The organism is Roseomonas elaeocarpi (genome assembly GCF_042433915.1).
Classification (GTDB): Bacteria; Pseudomonadota; Alphaproteobacteria; order Acetobacterales; family Acetobacteraceae; genus Roseomonas; species Roseomonas elaeocarpi.
Map to the genome: position 1 here is coordinate 197,997 of NZ_JBHLUN010000002.1, position 17,859 is coordinate 215,855.

At 70.7% G+C, this 17,859-nt stretch carries 14 protein-coding genes; 6 read left to right on the forward strand and 8 right to left on the reverse strand.

Going from position 1 to position 17,859, the window contains the following annotated elements; all coding sequences use genetic code 11:
- Positions 1-29 precede the first annotated feature (29 nt).
- The 3 genes from ACFFGY_RS02705 (at position 30) to ACFFGY_RS02715 (ending at position 3,339) form a co-directional block, all read left to right on the forward strand.
- Positions 30-1,049 (forward strand): LacI family DNA-binding transcriptional regulator, encoded by a 1,020-nt coding sequence (locus ACFFGY_RS02705; RefSeq protein WP_377042833.1) that lies wholly within the window; start codon positions 30-32, stop codon positions 1,047-1,049.
- Positions 1,049-2,089 (forward strand): adenosine deaminase, encoded by a 1,041-nt coding sequence (locus ACFFGY_RS02710; RefSeq protein ID WP_377042834.1) that lies wholly within the window; start codon positions 1,049-1,051, stop codon positions 2,087-2,089. The genes ACFFGY_RS02705 and ACFFGY_RS02710 overlap by 1 nt, the downstream gene beginning before the upstream one ends.
- A gap of 458 nt (positions 2,090-2,547) precedes the next feature.
- Positions 2,548-3,339, forward strand: a complete 792-nt coding sequence (locus ACFFGY_RS02715) for an AroM family protein (protein ID WP_377042836.1) — start codon at positions 2,548-2,550, stop codon at positions 3,337-3,339.
- Here the strand turns inward: ACFFGY_RS02715 and ACFFGY_RS02720 are convergent.
- Positions 3,243-3,968 carry an amino acid ABC transporter permease gene (locus tag ACFFGY_RS02720; RefSeq protein ID WP_377042837.1) on the reverse strand — a complete coding sequence of 242 codons (726 nt, stop codon included), beginning with the start codon at positions 3,966-3,968 and terminating at the stop codon, positions 3,243-3,245. The two genes, ACFFGY_RS02715 and ACFFGY_RS02720, sit on opposite strands and share 97 nt — an antisense overlap.
- Positions 3,965-4,639, reverse strand: a complete 675-nt coding sequence (locus ACFFGY_RS02725; protein ID WP_377042838.1) for an amino acid ABC transporter permease — start codon at positions 4,637-4,639, stop codon at positions 3,965-3,967. Before ACFFGY_RS02725 ends, ACFFGY_RS02720 begins: the two co-directional genes overlap by 4 nt.
- Before the next feature lie 115 nt (positions 4,640-4,754).
- Here ACFFGY_RS02725 and ACFFGY_RS02730 point away from each other — a divergent pair, with 115 nt between their 5' ends.
- Positions 4,755-6,041 carry an NAD(P)/FAD-dependent oxidoreductase gene (locus ACFFGY_RS02730; RefSeq protein ID WP_377042839.1) on the forward strand — a complete coding sequence of 429 codons (1,287 nt, stop codon included), beginning with the start codon at positions 4,755-4,757 and terminating at the stop codon, positions 6,039-6,041.
- Here ACFFGY_RS02730 and ACFFGY_RS02735 read toward each other — a convergent pair.
- On the reverse strand, positions 6,029-7,150 hold the full coding sequence (locus ACFFGY_RS02735; protein ID WP_377042840.1) for a mandelate racemase/muconate lactonizing enzyme family protein: 1,122 nt from the start codon (positions 7,148-7,150) through the stop codon (positions 6,029-6,031). The genes ACFFGY_RS02730 and ACFFGY_RS02735 overlap by 13 nt on opposite strands.
- Positions 7,151-7,326: 176 nt before the next feature.
- Here ACFFGY_RS02735 and ACFFGY_RS02740 point away from each other — a divergent pair, with 176 nt between their 5' ends.
- Together ACFFGY_RS02740 and ACFFGY_RS02745 are read left to right on the forward strand one after the other, a co-directional pair.
- Positions 7,327-8,130, forward strand: coding sequence for a substrate-binding periplasmic protein (locus ACFFGY_RS02740; protein ID WP_377042841.1), 804 nt, complete (start codon positions 7,327-7,329; stop codon positions 8,128-8,130).
- A gap of 13 nt (positions 8,131-8,143) precedes the next feature.
- Positions 8,144-9,688 (forward strand): GMC family oxidoreductase, encoded by a 1,545-nt coding sequence (locus ACFFGY_RS02745; RefSeq protein ID WP_377042842.1) that lies wholly within the window; start codon positions 8,144-8,146, stop codon positions 9,686-9,688.
- A 159-nt stretch (positions 9,689-9,847) separates the two neighbouring features.
- On the opposite strand, the gene ACFFGY_RS02750 is transcribed toward ACFFGY_RS02745, so the two are convergent.
- The 5 genes from ACFFGY_RS02750 to ACFFGY_RS02770 all read right to left on the reverse strand — a co-directional run bounded on the left by ACFFGY_RS02750 (position 9,848) and on the right by ACFFGY_RS02770 (position 17,830).
- A complete protein-coding gene (locus tag ACFFGY_RS02750; protein WP_377042843.1) occupies positions 9,848-10,591 on the reverse strand; it encodes a GntR family transcriptional regulator in 744 nt (247 codons plus the stop codon).
- A gap of 660 nt (positions 10,592-11,251) precedes the next feature.
- Complete coding sequence (locus tag ACFFGY_RS02755) at positions 11,252-12,601, reverse strand: LLM class flavin-dependent oxidoreductase (protein WP_377042844.1); 1,350 nt, start codon at positions 12,599-12,601, stop codon at positions 11,252-11,254.
- A 3-nt stretch (positions 12,602-12,604) separates the two neighbouring features.
- The gene (locus tag ACFFGY_RS02760; RefSeq protein ID WP_377042845.1) at positions 12,605-14,020 is read right to left on the reverse strand and encodes a M20 family metallopeptidase; all 1,416 of its coding nucleotides are present in this window, start codon (positions 14,018-14,020) and stop codon (positions 12,605-12,607) included.
- Positions 14,017-16,062 (reverse strand): hydantoinase/oxoprolinase family protein, encoded by a 2,046-nt coding sequence (locus ACFFGY_RS02765; protein ID WP_377042846.1) that lies wholly within the window; start codon positions 16,060-16,062, stop codon positions 14,017-14,019. Before ACFFGY_RS02765 ends, ACFFGY_RS02760 begins: the two co-directional genes overlap by 4 nt.
- A complete protein-coding gene (locus ACFFGY_RS02770; RefSeq protein WP_377042847.1) occupies positions 16,049-17,830 on the reverse strand; it encodes a hydantoinase B/oxoprolinase family protein in 1,782 nt (593 codons plus the stop codon). Before ACFFGY_RS02770 ends, ACFFGY_RS02765 begins: the two co-directional genes overlap by 14 nt.
- Between the last annotated feature and the right edge of the window lie 29 nt (positions 17,831-17,859).

Consider the following 17,859-nt stretch of genomic DNA (forward strand, 5'->3'; position numbering starts at 1 on the left):
GGCCGGCGTCCTCGCCACCGAAGGTCACGGTGCGGGAGGTCGCCTCCGCGGCCGGGGTGTCCATCGCCACCGTGTCGCGCGTGCTGAACCAGCCGGAACTGGTTCAGCCGAACAAGCGCGACGCGGTGCAGCGGGCGGTGGCGGCGCTGGACTACATCCCGAACCGGCAGGCGCGGTCGCTCATCTCGCAGCGCTCGGCCACCATCGGGCTGCTGGTGCCGACCATCGCCAACCCGCTCTTCGCCCCGGTGATCGCGGCGATCGAGCGGGTGCTGGACGCGGCCGGCTACGCGCTGCTGATCCACTGCACCCAGCGCGATCCGGCCCGGCAGATCAAGCAGGTGCGCCATCTTCTCGGGCGTGGGGTCGACGGGCTGATCCTCACCGGCCACGGCGTCGACCCGGACCTTGCTGCCTTGCTGGCCCGTACGGGCACGCCTGTGGTGGTGCAGGATGCGCTGCTGCAGCCCGGCGACGCGCCGGCGGTGGCCTTCGACAATGCCGGCGCGATGGCGCTGGCGGTGCAGCACCTCCATGACCAGGGCCACCGTGCCATCGCCCTGCTGTCCGGCCCGCTGCACAACACCCCGTCCGTCGCGGAGCGCTTCCGCGGCGCGGAGCGGCGGATCCACGCCCTCGGCCTTGCGATGCCGGAGGCCTGGCGCATGCTGACGGCGGATTACGACAACGCCGCCGTGCGGGACGGTGCCGCCCGCCTGCTGGGCTGCCCCGAACGCCCCACCGCGGTCGCCTGCACCGGTGACATCCTCGCCCTCGGCCTGGTGGCCGAGTGCCAGCGCCGCGGCCTGGCCGTGCCGCGCGACCTGTCCATCATCGGCTGCGGCGACACCGACCTCGGCCGCTACGTGGAGCCCGCCCTCACCACCGTGCGCCTGCCCTGGGACCGGATGGGCGAGGCCTCGGTCGAGGGCCTGCTCGCCCTGCTCTCGGGGCGGGCGCCCGCCCCCCTCACCGTCCTGTCGCACGAGCTGGTCGAGCGGCATTCCGTCCATCCGCCCAGCCCCCGTCCCTCCCCGCGAGTACCCTGATGTTCGACGCCCCGATCTCGCCATTCATCGCCGCGCTGCCCAAGGCGGAGCTGCACATGCACCTGGAAGGCTCGCTGGAGCCCGAAACGATCATGCGCCTCGCGGGCCGCAACAACGTCCGCATCCCTTATGCCAGCGCCGAGGCGCTGCGGGCCGCCTACAGCTTCACCGACCTGCAGTCCTTTCTCGACCTGTTCTATCTCGGCCTCACGGTGCTGCAGACCGGTGAGGACTTCTACGAGATGACCCGCGCCTACCTCGACCGCGCGGCGCAGGACCGGGTGCGCCATGCCGAGGTCTTCATCAGCCCGCAGGGGCATCTGCGCCGCGGCATCGCGATGGGCACGGTGATCGACAACATCCTGCGCGCCTTCGACGACGCGAAGTGCGCCCACGGCATGACCGGCGGGCTGATCGTGGGCATCCAGCGGCAGTTCGACGAGGAGGACGCGCTGTCCATGCTCGACGGGCTTCGCCCCTGGCGGGACCGGATCATCGGCCTGGGCACCGGCGGCCCGGAAATGGGCAACCGTCCCGCCAAGTTCCGCCGGGCCTACGCGAAGGCGCGGCACGATCTCGGCTGGCGCACCACCATCCATGCGGGCGAGGAAGGCGGCGCCGACTTCGTCTGCGAAGCGCTGGACGCCTTGCAGGTCGACCGCATCGACCACGGCGTGCGCTGCGAGGCGGATCCGGACCTCATGCGCCGGATGGCCGAGACGGGCATCCCCCTCACGGTCTGCCCCTGCTCCAACATCATGCTGCGCGTGTTCCCGGACATGCAGGCCCACAACATCCGCCGCCTGCACGAGGCCGGGCTCTGCATCACCGTGAACTCGGACGACCCGTCCTACTTCGGCGGCTACGTCAACGAGAACTACGCCGCCATTCAGCAGGCGCTGAACTTCTCCGACGCGGAGCTGTGGCAGCTTGCCCGCAACAGCTTCACCAGCGCCTTCATGGCCGGGGCCGATCGCGACCGGCACCTAGAGGAGCTGGATCGCCATAAGCCCGGTGGCGCGACCTCGCCGGCGGCGTGATCCGCCCCGTCTCAGCCCATCGGCCATGCTCCGCCTTTTCGCGTCGGAGTGCGGCAGGTTTCGCGGCATCTCTGGTTGGTCGGAGACACGGTCCAGGCGGTGCCATCGACGATGGCCTGAGACGTCCGTTGGCCCGTTAAAAGTGGATTGCCCCTACCGGTCCGCAACGGAAGCGTCTGCTCCGCGCGCCGCCTGTTCCGGATGCGTCGGAGCGCGCTTGGGAACGGGGCTGTCCGCGACGGTTCGCGTGTCAGCCTGCCGGCCCTGGCGGGACGCAGACGCTGTTGGTGTTCTCCCCCTCAGTCGCAGGCCGCGCAGGTTCAGGGCGACGCTGCGCTCGGCCAGCCAGACGCAGTCCGGCCGGGGAGCGAAGAGACCGGCATTGACCGGCTTCCCGGAACATCTGATGTATCACTAGGCGTCTCACAGCGGCGCCAGGACCCTTGGGAAAGCAGCCGATGCGCCTTGGCATCATCACAACCGGCCAGGGGCCGCGTGACGAGTACGTCCACTATCATCGTGGCATCGCCTCGGCACTCGGTCTGACGATAGAGATCATCGACGAGCACATCCTCGAGGAACTGGACTGGCCCGCCGTACGGCCCCATCTCGGCGCGGAGCACGAGGCAAGGCTGGGCGCGCATGTGCGCGTGCCGGGCGCGACCGGCAACCGGCTCGGCGATGGCTGGGACCACGTCTACGTCCGCCTCGACTGGGCTATCCCCTTTTTCCAGGCAGCCATCGACAGGTTGGTCGCGCGCGGCGCGACGGCCGTGCTGTTCTGCTGCGCCACGCTGTTCGAGGCAGGCGCCTTCCGATGCCCGGTGCCGCTGATCCTGCCGTCCAGGCTGATGCTCGCCGCCGTCACCGATCGCATCGACGGCTTCGACCGTTCCGTTCGTTTCGGCGTGATGAGCTCCGCCGGGCACGGCCGTCAGGACGTGCAGCTCTGGCGCGACCAGCCCTTCGCCGATCGCCTCGACATCCGCTACGAACCCTTCGAGGGCGACATCCTGCCGGCAGCCCGTGCCCTGGCAGGGTTCCGGCCCGATGTCGTCGTGGTCTGGAGCTTCGGCCTGGGCCTGGCCCGGCGCGACCCCGGCAACCTGACGGCGACGTTGGAGGAGATGCTGGGCTGCCCGGTGATGATGCCTCACCGGCTCGCGGCGCTGACCGCCTTCGGCCTGGTGACGGCAGGCTTTGACGATCGCGCCTTCGTTGAGCGTGGCGCGGCATCGACGTCGAGGTAGCGCTCCACCAAGTGCTGCAGCGCGATCAGCACGCTGTTCAGCGCCAGGTAGATCACACCGGCCGCCAACAGGAACTCCACCGGCCGGTAGGTGTCGGAGATCAGACCCTGCACGGCGCCGCTGAGCTCGGGCACCGACACCAGGCTCGCCAGTGCGGTGCCCTTGAGGTTGAGCGTGAAGTTGGAGAACAGCGCGGGCACGGCGATGCGCAGCGCCTGCGGGAAGATCACCTTGCGGAAGGCCACGGAAGCCGGCAGGCCCAGTGCGGCGGCCGCCTCGTACTGCCCCTTCGGCACGGCTCGCAGACCGGCCCGGAAGAACTCGACGTTGTAGCCGGTGGCCGACAGGACCAGCGCCAACAGCGCCGAGGGCAGCGGGTCCAGGAAGATCCCGAAGAAGGGCAGGCCGTAGTAGCAGAAGAACAGGAGCACCAGCGTCGGCACGGCACGCGTGAACCAGCTGAAGACCGCGACCGGGATGGCGAGCGAGCGCACCCGGCTGTTTCGCAGCAGCGCCAGCGGGATGGCCAGCAGCGGCGACACGGTGCCGACCACGAGCATCAGTAGCACGGTGGTGAGCGCACCCCTGGCCAGCAGCAGCCAGTTGTCGAGGACGATGTCCAGCCTCATCGTGCGCGCAGGCCCCGCTGCAGCCGGGAGTCGAGGACGTGTTCCAGCACCATGAGCAGGCTGGACAAGGCGGCGTAGAGCACCAGCGCGATCAGCATCAGCTCGAAGGGTTTCTGGAAAGCCTCGTTGAAGCGCCGGGACAGGCCCATGATTTCCGGCACCGCCACCGCGGAGGCGACGGAGGTGCGCTTGAGCGAGCTGCAGGCGAAGGTGACGTAGGGCGTAACGGCGACGCGCAGCACCTGCGGCAGGATCACCCGGGCGTAGAGCGGCACGCGGCCGAGGCCGAGCGCCCGCGCCGCCTCGAACTGACCGCCCGGCACGGCATTCAGCGCGCCGCGAAAGATCTCGTACTCGTAGGCCATGCCGATCAGCGCCAGCCCGCACACGGCGGCCCAGAAGGACGGCAACGGCAGGCCCAGCTGCGGCAGTGCCAGGTAGGCGAAGAGCAGCACGATCAGCTCGGGCAGGCCGCGAAACAGCCAGGAGAAGGTGGCCAGTCCCCAGCGAAGCGTTCTCCCCGGCAGGGATCGCCCGATCAGGGCAAGCAGCACCGCACCCGAAGTCGATATCGCCAGGGCCGTGAGGAAGACCTGCAGGGTGGTCAGCAGCGCCACGCCGAAGCGGGGTGCCACGCGCAGGATGAAGTCCCAGTCGAAGGCGTAGGTCATGCCCGTTCCCGTACCGTGAGCCAAGCTAGTGATATATCACGCGGCATTGCAACAGCTGATCCGCGATGCTAGCCCCGGTGGATCAGCGTGGCAGCAGGCAAGGCGGGCTTCATCGATGGCGGAACCCCGCGAGGTGGTGGTGATCGGTGCCGGCCTTGTCGGCCTGGCCTGCGCCATGACGCTGCAGGCGAGCGGCCACACCGTCACCGTGCTCGACCCCGAGGGCCCCGGCGAGGGCGCCACCATGGGGAATCCCGGCGGCCTCAGCGTCAGCTCGATCTTCCCCACGGCCGTGCCGGGCATCCACCGCAAGGTGCCGGGCTGGCTGCTGGACCCGCTTGGCCCCCTTTCCATACGCTGGCGGCACCTGCCGGCCTTGGCGCCCTGGCTGTGGCATTTCCTTCGTGCGGCCACGCCTGCCCAGGTCGAGCGCGCGATGCGGGCGCTGCATGCCCTGACCGCCCCGGCGCTGGAAGCCTACGCGCCCCTCCTGGCGCGCGCGGGGGCAGAGGATCTGGTGCGGCATGACGGCCACCTGATGGTGTACCGCTCCGCGGAAGCGATGCGAGCCGAAGCGGGAGCCTGGCGTCGCCGCGCCGAGCTGGGCATCGCCGTCACCGAACTGTCCGGCGGCGCCGTGCAGGAGATGGAGCCAGCGCTGGACCCTGCCTACGGTTATGCGCGGCTGGTGCCGGGCAACGGCCACTGCACGGACCCCCGCGGTCTCGCCCGCCGCTTCGCCGAGGCGATCGCACGGGACGGCGGAACCCTGCGCCTCCTGCCAGCCACCGGCTTCGTGCTGGCGGATGGCCGGGTGCGCGCGGTGCGGACGCCGGAAGGTGACCTGCCCGCGGATGCCGTGGTGCTGGCCGCCGGTGCCGCCTCCGCCCCGCTGGCCGCGCTCCTGGGTGACCGCGTCCCGCTGGAAGCCGAGCGCGGCTACCACGCCGAGATCCCCGACAGCCCCGTGCAGCTGCGCCGCCCGGTCTTCGCCACGGGCGAGAAGATCTTCGCCGCCGCCATGCGCTCCGGCCTGCGCTTCGCGGGCACGGCGGAATTCGCCCGGCCCGGGACACCGCCGGACTGGCGCCGGGCCGAGGGGTTGCTGCGCCTAGGACGCGGCCTGTTCCCGGCGCTGCGGGAGCCATCGGGCAAGACGACGCGCTGGATGGGAATGCGGCCGAGCACCCCGGATTCGCTGCCGGCGATCGGGCAGGCGAGCGGTGCCGCCAATGCCTTCCACGCCTTCGGCCACGGCCATATCGGCGTCACGGGTGCCGCCATGACCGGACGCATCATCGACGCGCTGGTGGCGGGGCGGACCCCGCCGGTGCCGCTGGAGCCCTACCGCCCCTCGCGCTTCGCGGAACCAGGGTGCGCCGCGTCGTCTCAGGCCGCGTAGGCGGCCAGCTTCGCCTCGTCCACCGTGAAGCCGAGGCCGGGGCCGGTGGGAACCGGCACGCAACCTGCGTGGGCGGACACGACAGCGCGGGTCACGCGCGGCGTGGTGATGTCGTCCGTCAGGGCCTGCGACGCAGGGCCGGGCCCCTGATGGCAGCGGCCCTGGGCAGCGGTGGAACTGGCCGCCAGGTGCTGACTTGCGAACCGCGAGATGCCGAAGGTCAGCCCACCGCCGACCACCAGCGGCAGGCCGGCCGCCGCAGCGATGGCAGCGACGCGCTTGGCCTGCAGCAACCCGCCGGCCTTGGGCACCTTCACGTTCATCACGTCGCAGGCGCGGTGCTGCAGCAGCGCCAGGGCATCGGCCGGGGTGCTGAGACTTTCATCTGCCGCGATCGCGACGCCGCGCCCGCGGCAGAGCGCCATACCTTCCAGGTCAGCCGCGGCCACGGGCTGCTCGACGAACTCCACCGCCAGACCGTCGATCGCGGCAAGGAAGGCCAGGGCGTCGTCCCGACCGTAGCCGCCGTTGCAGTCCACCCGTAGGCTGCTGCCGGCCGGCAGCGCCGCCCGCACCGCCCGGACGCAGGCCACGTCGGCGGCGACATCGCGGCAGGCAACCTTGACCACCACCCCGCGGAAGCCCGCCGCCGTCACCGCGCGGGCGGTCGCCACCATGGCCTCGGGCGCATCGACGCTCATGGTATAGTCCACGGCGACGGCGGCGACGGCGGCGACGCCCGCGCCGCCCAGCAGCGCCGAGACGGGAGCCCCCAGCGACGATGCCGCGATGTCCCACAGCGCCAGATCTATCCCGGCCACGGCGGCGGTGCTGCCCGGCATCGTCAGCAGCGCGTCCACGATCGGCTCGATCTCGCGCGGATCGCGGCCGAGCAGAGCGGGTGCGTAGAGCGTCTCGATGATGCGCGCGTATTCCCGTGGGTCACCCAGCAGCGAGACCGGCACCGCCTCCCCGAAGCCGCTGAGGCCGGCATCCGTGTCAACGCGCACGACGACGTTGGTGAAGCGGTCGAGCGAGCCGCGCGAGATCACGTAGGGCGCGGCCAGCGGGATGCTGACCAGCCAGGCGCGAACGGCCGTGATGCGCAAGAAACAACCCTTCCGCAGTTCGTTGACATATCAGCTGATATATGTTGCGGTCGCTTCGCACAATGAGCCAGTCACAACCGGAAGCGCATCGGGGAACACGAGCGCACCGGGCGGTCCGTTTCCGTAGCTGCCGCGCCGTGGGGCCAGCCCGCACCGGCCGGACCAAGGGGTCTGCCATGTTGTTTCGCCGCCTGACGGCCGCCGTCGCGCTGCTCGGCCTGATGATCGGGACCGCGTACGCCGATGACTACAAGTCCGAACTGATCAAGCCCGGAACGCTGGTGGTGGGCACCACGGGCGCCTCGCCGCCGGCGACCATGTACAACGCCGAGGCCGAGCTCACGGGCTACGACATCGACCTGTCCAGGAAGCTGGCCGCCGATCTCGGCCTCAAAGTGGAATTCGTCACGCTGGAATGGTCGGCCATGCTGGCCGGCGTGCAGGCGGGCCGCTTCGACATGGTGGCCTCCTCCGTGGCGCGCACGCCCGACCGCGTCGCCTCGGCCAGCTTCACCATCTCGCAGCCCTACGTCGTCAACGGCGTTGCCGGCGCGCGCCGGGCGAATGACAGCAGCATCAAGCGCTGGGAAGACGCCTGCGGCAAGCGTGTCGGCATCGTGAAGGGCGCCAACGAGATCCGCACCGCGCGCGAAGCACTGCCGGCCGGCTGCCTGGACAATGTGCGCGAGTATCCGGGTTGGAGCGAGCTGCTGCTGGACCTTCAGAACGGCCGCGTCGACGTGCTGGTCGGCAATTACCTGACGCCGTCCTACATGATCAACAGCGGCAAGCGGCCGCTGGCCATGCTCGACCGCATGATCACCGTGTCCACCTCCGGCCTGGTGATCCGCAAGGAGGACTCGGACCTCACCGCGCGGATTAACGCGCTGATCGCGCAGTACAAGGCGGACGGCTCTCTCAAGGCGCTGACCGAGAAGTATGTCGGTCAGCAGCTGGACTGGTCCCTGGTGCGGGAGTGAGCGGAGTTCCGGCGTGACCGGCTTCGACTACGTCGTGGTCGGCGGCGGAGCGGCGGGGTGTCTCCTTGCCGCCCGGCTGTCGGACGACCCCGCCTGCCGCGTCGCGCTGATCGAGGCGGGACTGGGACACCTGTCCCCGCTGCACACCATCCCCGGCCTAGCCCCCTTCGCCGCGAAGGACGGGCGACACCTTTGGCGCGTCGTAACCGAGTCCGAGAACAATCTGGCAGGGCGACAGGTCACCCTGTTGCAGGGCCGCGTGCTGGGCGGTTCGGCGGCGGTCAACGGCATGGTTTATACCCGCGGCCACGCCGCGGACTACGATGCCTGGGACTGCCCGGGCTGGACGGCCGCGGATGTGCTGCCCTGGTTCCGCCCGCCGGTTGCCACGCGCCCGTCACGGCCACAATCCCCGCTGCCGCAACGCTTCCTGCTCGCTGCGGAGCAGTCGGGTTTTGCGCTCACCGATGACCTGAACGCCGACGTGGTGGACGCCTTCGGCCTGACGCACGTCACGGTCGCCAACGGGATGCGGGCGAACACGCGGCTGGCGCTGCTGCGCCCCGCGATGGCGCAGCCGAACCTCACGGTCATGACGAACACGCCGGTGCGGCGCCTCGCCTTCTCCGGCACGCGCGCTTGCGGCGTCGTGGTGGCGCGCGACGGGCGTGAGCAGGTGATCGCTGCCAGCCGCGAGGTGATCCTGACCGCCGGAGGCCTGCGCTCGCCGCACCTGCTGATGCTATCGGGCATCGGACCCGCGGCGATGCTGCGCGCCGCGGGGGTCACGGTGCTGCTGGATCTGCCGGGCGTCGGGCGCAACCTGCAGAACCATCCCTCCTTCCCGCTGCGCTACGTCACGACCGAACCCGTGTCCCTGGCGCGGCAAGCGCGGCCCTTGGCGGCGGTCGGCGCCGCGCTGTCCTGGTTGACGCGCCGGCAGGGCGTGCTGGCGGAGAACATCTTCAACGCGGCGGGCTTTGTCCGCACCGATCCTTCGCTGGCAGCGCCGGACGCGCAGATCGTCATGAGCCCTGTCCTGTTCCCGGCCGACGCGGCGCGCGGCCTGGCTCTGCTGCCGCGCCGCCACGGGGTGACGCTGGCGGTACAGCAGGGCAGCCCATTCAGCCGGGGGGAAGTCACCCTGGCCTCGGCCGATCCGCTGGCGCCGCCGCGGGTGCGCACCGGGGCATTCAGTGACCCGCGCGACGTCGCAGTGCTGGGCCGGGCCATCCGCATGGCGCGCGACATCATGGCGCAACCCGCCATGGCCGGGCTGCGACCGGAACTTCCGGAGGCGGAGTTCGACACGCCGGCGGCGCTGGAAAGCAGCATCCGTCGTTTGAGCGGCAGCGCCTATCACCAGAGCGGCACCTGCCGCATGGGCACGGATGCGGAGGCGGTGGTCGATCACGCCCTCCGCGTTCACGGCGTAGAAGGGCTGCGGGTGGCCGACGGCTCGATCATTCCGCGCCTGATGAACGCCGCCTTGCAGGCACCCACCATGATGATCGCCGAACGCGCCGCCGCGATGATCACGCGGCGGAACGCGGCCTGATTGGCAGGTGCCCTCTTCCTCGCTGAAGGTGGCGGCCCCCGCAGCAACGAGTGACGTGCCGCCGTCGACGAACTGGCAGGGACCGTTCGCCAGCAGCGACATCGCGCCACCCGGCGCAAAGCCGCTGTTCTCACGGCCCGCCGCTACGATCGCACCCGCTCAGAGAATAATTTGACCTGCCCCTTTCCCAGCGGCGAACTGCTGCACCAGCCCCTGACGCGTGACATCGTTGTGCCGCGTCATGATCGCACGCGCCGCTGCAGGGTCGCGGGCGCGCAGGGTGGCCACGATCTGATGGTGGTCGTCACGCGTTTCGCCGCTGACGTTTCGCATCCGTGCGCCGAGGTAGAAGAAGCGTTCCAGCTCGTCCACGATCCTTTCGAGCTGATGTAGAAGGCGGGTGTTGCCGGAGGCCTGTGCGATCGCCAGGTGGAAATCCCGGTTCGCCTTTATGAAGCGCTTCAGGCTGGGCTGCTCGGCACGGTCGTACACGACGTCTGCCAGGTCGTTGAGCTGATCCAGCTCGGCTTCCGAGATGCGTTCGCAGGCCAGTTCGGCGCCGCCCGCCTCAAGGATGGTGCGCAACTCGAAGAGCTGGTTCATGTCCTTGAAGGTGATCGGCACCACCTGGTAGCCGCGGCGTGGATAAGTGCGCACGAAGCCGTCGGAGCGTAGGGTGGCAAGGGCTTCGCGCACCGGGGTCTTGCTCACCCGGAAGCGGTCGGCCAGCTCGGCTTCGGATAATTCGCGGCCGGGCTCGAGTTCGCAGCTCAGGATCTCGGCACGCAGCAGGGCGTAGACCTTCTCCGTGAGCGAGGAGACCTTGGCGGGTCGGCGCGCCGTCCCACCGGTGCCGCTCCTTGCCCGCTTCTGTGCCGGCGCTTCGGAAATCCTCGCGCTCATGGGCCTGACCTTTCCATCCCTGCACGTGCTGGATCGCGCTTCGTACCATCGGCCATGCGATGAAGGAACGCGTGCACCATTTGCTCAGCGTGCCACAGATATTCCCACCGGTATATCAGGCACTTGTGGTTCGCCAGCCCGGGGCCGGTTGGGCGGTCCCCTGGGCTGGTCGCCCGCGCCGCCCCCTCCGTTGACGCGATGGGCAACTGCTGCTGCCCGAGGGACGCGTGCCGCTGGCCAGCGGACAGGCGCTGGAACGCGCCGTCGCCGGGAATGTGCCGGTGGAGCTGGCGTCAACGGCCCGATGACCAAGGTGGCGCTGGTGCTGGCACGCGCTCCTTCGCCGGTGCGCGGCATCCGGCGCATCGCGACGACGGGTGGCGCCTTCACGCAGGGTCGCAACCGTACATCTCGCGCTTCTGGGATTTCCTCCCGCACAGCGTCGCGCCCAGGTGACATCGCTCTGACCCACCAACGACAACGCTGTCGAGCTTAGCACGCCGCGTCATCCCTGCTGTCAGGCCGGGACACGTCAAAGCCGATACGTGTGGACGCGAAGGTTGACCAGTCACCGAAGCAACCCGTCGACCTCACCTACTCAAGATTACAGCGCCAGCCTCCTTCAGGCACGATGCCGGGCGCTTCTCTCCTGCCGACGCTTCAGCTTCCCTGGTTGCGGAAGAGGCTCGATGGCGGAGGGATCTGAAGGTTCTCGCGCAGCGTCCGGCCCTCGTAGGCGGTGCGGTACAGGCCGCGCCTCTGCAGTTCCGGCACCACCAGCCGTACGAAATCCTCCAATGGGCGGGGATAGAAGGGGAAGAGCAGCGTGAAGCCGTCGCAGGCCCCCGCGCGGAACCATTCCTCCATCAGGTCGGCGATCCGTGCCGCCGATCCCACCACCATGTTGTGGCCAAGCGACGTCGCCATGTGGCGCATCACCTCGCGGATCGACATGTTGCCGCGCCGGGCCATGGCGACGATCCGCGCCTGCCGCGCCCGCGCCGCGTTGCTCGGCGGTAGGTCCGGCAGCGGGCCATCCAGAGGGTACTGGCGGATGTCGAGGCCGCCGCAAAGGCGCTCCAGCAGCGGTAGTGCCACCGCCTCGTCCATGAGTGCCGCCAGCCCGTGGTAGCGGGCCTGCGCCTCATCGTCGGTTTCGCCCGGGATGACCATCAGCCCCGGCAGGATGCGCAGGTGGTCCGGGTCGCGCCCGTGCGCCGCGGCGCGCGCGTGGATGTCACGGCGGAAGGCTTGTGCCTCGGCAAGGTCGCTCTGCGCCGTGAAGACGAGGTCTGCCACGCGCGAGGCGAGTCGCATTCCCGGTTCCGACGATCCCGCCTGGGCGATCACCGGCCGCCCCTGCGGGCAGCGCGGCAGGTTCAGCGGGCCGCGGACGCGGAAGTGCTCGCCCCGATGATGGAGGATGTGCGCCCTGGCGGGGTCGAGGAACACGCCGCTTTGCTTGTCGCGCGGAAAGGCGTCCTCGTCGAAGCTGTCCCAGAGCCCGGCCGTGACGTCGAAGAATTCTTCCGCCCGGCGGTAGCGGTCGGCGTGGTCGGGATGGCGGTCGAAGCCGAAATTCCCGGCCTCGTCCTCGATCTGCGAGGTCACGAGGTTCCAGCCCGCCCGTCCGCCGCTGATGTGGTCCACCGTGCCGAAGCGCCGCGCCAGCGTATAGGGATCACCGTAGGTGGTGGTGGCCGTGGCCACCAGGCCGATGCGCTCCGTCATCGGTGCCAGCGCGGCGATCAGCGTTGCCGGTTCAGGAAACACCTGTCGCCCGTTGCCAGGTCGCCAGGGGGAGCCGCCGTTCAACGCCGCCGTTCCGTTGACGGCCGCGGTATCCTGGAAGAACACGCAGTCCAGCAGCCCGCGCTCGGCCGTCTGCGCCATGGACACGTAGTGGCGGAAGGACATGTCGGTGTCCGGCACGGCTTCCGGGTGGCGCCAGCCGGCGGCGTGGCTGCCGGGCGTGAAGAAGAAGGCGCCCAGCTTCATCATGCGCGACATCGGTCAGGCCGCCGCAGCCTGCCTGGATAGGGGCCAGGGTTGCTCGCCCAGGTCCCAGAACACCCCGGCCGCGATCTCCAGCCCCTCGCGCACCAGCGGGATCAGCGCGTGCTCGTCCGGCGCGTGCTGCTGGCAACCGCTGTAGGAGTGCGGGATGTAGACCGTGGGAAGCCCCAGCGTGACAGCGAAGCTGTCGTTGGGCAGGGACCCTCCGGCATTGGGCACGATCATCGGCGCCCGCCCGGTCGTGCGAAGGATCGAATCCGCCACGAGCCGTGGCCAGGCGCCGTCCGGGTCCATCCGGGTTGCCCGCCATTCCGCCCCGCTCTTCACTGGCTCCACCGCCACGTCGCGGAAGCCGGCGGCGTCGAGGTGCCGGCGGATCGCGGGCAGGAAGCTCTCGACCTCGCGGTCCACGGTGTAGCGGATCTGGCAGCGCGCCACCGCTTCGGGCGGCACCGCGTTGACCGGCGCGTCGGGGTTGCCGGTACGGAAGGCCAGCACCTCGAAGGTGTTCCAACCGAACACCTTCTCGGCCGCCGAAAGTCCGGGCTCGCCCCACCAGTCATTGATCTCCGGGCCGTCGGCGCCGCCGTCCACGCGGCAACCGGCCAACGCACGGCGCACGTTGTCGGGGATACGCTCCGGCACGAGATCGCGCAGCAGGACCTGCCCTTCCGGCCCCACCAGCGTGGCGATGGCGTGGGCGAGGCGGATGCCGGGATTGGCCAGGAGCCCGCCCCAGTTGCCGGAATGATGCCCGCCCTCGCGATAGCGCACGCGCAGGTCGAAGTTCACCGCGCCCCGCGTGCCCAGCGTCAGCGTCGGCACCTCCGGCACCAGCCGCGGCCCGTCCGAGGCGATCAGTACGTCGGCCGCCAGCAGTGCGCGCTGTTCCCGGCAGATCTCCTCGATGCCCGGGGATCCGACCTCCTCGCTGGTTTCCAGCAGCACCGAAACGTTGTAGCCGAGGCGCCCACCGCGCAACCGCCGCACCGCCTCCATCGCCATCAGGTTGGCGGTGTGCTGGCCCTTGTTGTCCACCACGCCGCGTCCGTAGAGCCGGTCGCCCCGCCGCGTCAGCACCCAGGGCGAGAGGCCCTCCGACCATCCGCCATCGAGGCCTAGCACCGTGTCGCCGTGGCCGTAGGTCAGCAGCGTGGGCAGCGCCGGGTCCTCGATGCGGCGGGCGATGAGGAAGGGGCCACCGGCACCGGTCGGGTTGGGAAAGATCTCGCCCGTGAAGCCCTGCCGCTCCAGGTCGGGCAGCATCTCGTCGGCCAGGTAGCTGTGCAGGGCGGGTCCGCTGCCGGGGTCCTGGCTGGCGGTGCGGATGGCCACGCGGCGCGCCATGGTGTCGAGGAAGGGGCCGTCGTCCAGCAGGGCGCGGGCGGCGGCCACGGCGGCGTCGCGGCTCATGGTGTTGCTCCTTCGCAGCGCAGGATCAGGGCGCCGGAACCATCCACCGCGCCCTGCCAGCCCGGCGGCACCAGCGTGGTAGCGTCGAGCTGCGTGACGATCGCGGGACCGCTGAAGCGGTCGCCCGCCCCCAGCGCCTCGCGGTCGTAGAGCGCGGCGTCCTGCGTGCCATTCTCGAAATGCACCGCGTGCCGGCCCACCGGCTCGGCGCCCGTCCCCGGCTTCAGCGGCGCGGTGATGCCGCCCGCCAGCCGCCCCGCGGCCTCGACGCGCAGCGTCACCAGCTCCACCGTGGCGCCCGGCAGGTCGAAGCCGTAGAGGGCACGGTGTTGAGCCGCGAAGTTCCCGGCTGCCCCTTCGCGCGTTCCGGGCCAGTCCACCGCCAGCTCGCCCCCCTGCCCGGCGTAGCGCATCAGCGCCACGCGCCGGGTGTCGCGTCGCGCCCCGGGCACCTCTTCCTCGGCGAACCAGGCATCCGCCTGCGCTTCCAGCATCCGGAAGACCTCTTCCACCGTCGCCGCGTCCTCTCCGCCGCGGAGGCTGCGGCTGAATTCAGCCTTCAGGTCGGCGGCCAGCAGCCCCTGCGCGCAGAGCACGCCGGGGGATGGCGGCACCAGCACGGTGCGGATGCCCAGCAGCATCGCCAGCGAGCATCCGTGCAGCGGCCCAGCGCCGCCGAAGGGAACCAGCGCGAAGTCGCGCGGGTCGTGGCCGCGCTCCACCGACACCACGCGCACCGCACCGACCATGTTGCTGTCGGCGATCGCTAGGATGCCGCGCGCCGCGGCGTGAAGCGACAGGCCCAGCGGCGCGGCCACGGTGTTGCGCACCGCCGCCTCGGCCGCCGCGACGTCGAGCTGCATGCGCCCGCCCAGCAGGCTCGGCGGCAGGTGGCCCAGCACGACGTGCGCGTCAGTCACGGTGGCCTCGGTACCGCCGCGCCCGTAGCAGGCCGGCCCCGGCTGTGCCCCGGCGCTTTCCGGCCCGACGGTCAGCGCGCCGTCCCGCACCCGCGCCAGCGAGCCGCCGCCGGCCCCGATCGTCACCATGTCCACCATCGGCAGCGGCAGCGGCCATTCACCGACCTTGCCGTTCTGGGTCAGCCCGACCGCGCCGCCCTTCATCAGGCAGATGTCGGCGCTGGTACCGCCGATATCGACCGTGATGATGTCTGGAAAGCCCGCCGCCGCCGACACCGCCTGGGCGCCCACCACGCCGGCCGCTGGGCCGGACAGGGCGGTCACCGCCGGCGCCCGGCGGATCGAGGCGGCGCCCGCCACGCCGCCGTTGCTCTTCATCAGCAGTAGGGGCGCGGCGATGCCCTGGTCTTCCAGCCGTTCTTCCAACCGCCGCACGTAGGTGGAGACCGCCGGCATCACCTGGGCATTCAGCACGGTGGCCAGCGAGCGCTCGTATTCCCGCACCACCGGCAACACGTCCGAGGAGGCGGTGACCGCCACGCCGGGCAGCGCGTCGCGCAGGAGGGCGGCCACGCGGCGCTCATGCTCCGGCGCGGTGAAGGCGTGCAGGAGACACACCGCCACGGCCGCGACGCCGCCGGCGCGGCACCGCTCCGCCACGTCGCGGACGCTTTCTTCCTCCAGCGGGTGCAGCACGGTGCCGTCGGGGGCCACGCGCTCGGCCACCTCGAACACCAGCGAGGGCGGCACGGGGCGCTGCGGCTTCACCCAGGCATGAAGGTTGACCGGGCGCGGAATGTCCTGCCGCCCGATCTCCAGCACGTGCCGGAAGCCCCGGGTGGTTACGAGGGCGGTGCGCGCGCCCTTGCCTTCCAGGATCAGGTTGGTGGCGACGGTGGTGCCGTGCAGCACCCGGCCCACGGCCCTGGCCTCGCCGCCCGCGGCCAGCAGCGCGAGGCGAACGCCTTCCAGGAAGGCTTCCGACGGGTCGTGCGGGGTCGAGGGCGTTTTGGCGGTCCAGGCTTGGCCGGTGGCGGCGTCCTGCACCGTGATGTCGGTGAAGGTGCCGCCGATATCCACCGCCACGGACAGCGGACGCGCGGCGGTGTCAGTCGAGGACATTGCTGTAGCTCCCGCGGTGGAAGGCCTGGGCTTCGGGGCGGTCGCCGCGCCGCACGGCGGTGGCGGCCTCGTCCACGGCGCCGTCGCGGATCACCACGCCGTAGTCGCGCAGGGCCGCGCCCTCGCTCACCATGCCACCTAGCACGTCGCGCAGCACGAGCTCCGCCGGCCGGTCGTAGGGGTGGCCACGTCCCCCACCGCCGCCGGTCTCGATGCGCAGGATCTCGCCCCGCACCACGCGGTTGCCGTCGGAAAGCGGGCGCAGCACGCGCTCCGCCGCCGTGCCGGGGTTGACCAGCACGCGCCCGGGACCGCCCGAGCGGCCGCCATCGGCGCCCCAGGGCGGGTTTTCCACACCGTCGATACGGATGGCCAGCACGGCCTGCTCGGCCATCACCTCGTACTCGCGCACGATGCCGCAGCCGCCGCGCCAGCGCCCGGGGCCACCGCTGTCGCGGTTCAGCGCGTATTCCCGCAGGCGGATCGGGTACTCGCTTTCGAGGAACTCGACCGGGTAGTTCTCCTGCGCCACGAAGTAGACCGCGTCGTTGCCGTCGGCGAAGGGCCGCGCGCCGTAGCCGACGCCGATCCCATCGCTCATCAGGAAGGTCTTTCCGTTGATGACGCCGCGCAGCAGCATCACCACGTAGGCCGCGTGCGCCGCCGGCGCCTCGCCGCCCGCCACGCTGATGAGGCCGTTCATCGCGGCCAGCATCCGCATCATGGTCAGGCCGCGCATCCCGAGCGGTGCGGGAAAGCGCGGCTGCAGCAGCGATCCGTCGCGCAGGAGAACCTCGTCCAGGGCGCGCGGCGCGCCTGCGTTCATCACCTGGTTGGGATCGCCGCCCAGGAAGAACAGGCCCAGCGCCATGCCCGGCACGTCGGGATTCATCAGGAAGTTCACCGGCCCCGGCGACTGGTCGTCAGTTTCGGTGGCGTCGAGGATGAAGCGGTCGTCCTCCGTCCGCGTCAGCGCGAAGCGCAGACGGAGCGTGCCCGACCCATGGCCGTCACCGTCGATGCGGTCGGTAAAGCGGTGCGTTCCGACCGCGAAGGTGTCGCGCAGCCTGGCGCGCACCAGTTCCCGCGTGCGGTCTAGCAGCTGCCGGAGCGCGTCGGCCAGGATCAGCGGGCCGAAACGCTCCGCGACCTCGCGCATCCGGGCGACGCCCAGCGTCACGGCGGCCATCATGGCGCGGGTGTCGCCGCGTGCGCTTCCGGGAAAGCGCGAATTGCGGAAGAAGATGTTCAGCGCCGCGGCGTTGACCTCGCCGGCCGCGACGAGCCGCGTCGGAGGCACGATGATGCCTTCCTGGAAGATGTCGGTGGCGTCGGGACTGATCGAGCCCGGCCGCATCCCGCCGATGTCGGCGAAGTGCGCCCAGCCCATGACAAAGGCGACGCGCCGTCCATGGAGGAACACCGGTGCCAGGAAAACCTGATCGTTGGAGTGGCTGACCGCCCCGCGCGATCCGTAGCAGTCGCTATACCAGTACAGGTCGCCGTCCCGCATCTCACCCGGCGGGAAGTCGCGGAACACCGGGCCGGTGATGTCGCCAAAGATCGGGTTGTTGGAACACACCGCCATGACGCCGTCGGCATCGAACAGGGCGGTATAGAAATCCTTCTTCTCGCGGATAAAGGCGGACATGGCGGTGCGCTCGATCAGCGCCTCCATCTCTGCCTGCGCCGCGCGAATGGCACCGCGTACGATTTCCAACGTCACCGGGTCACAGCTGGCAGGAGTGGAAATGGCGGCGTCGCTCATGTCGGGAACTCCGTCGTGGCGTGGGAGGC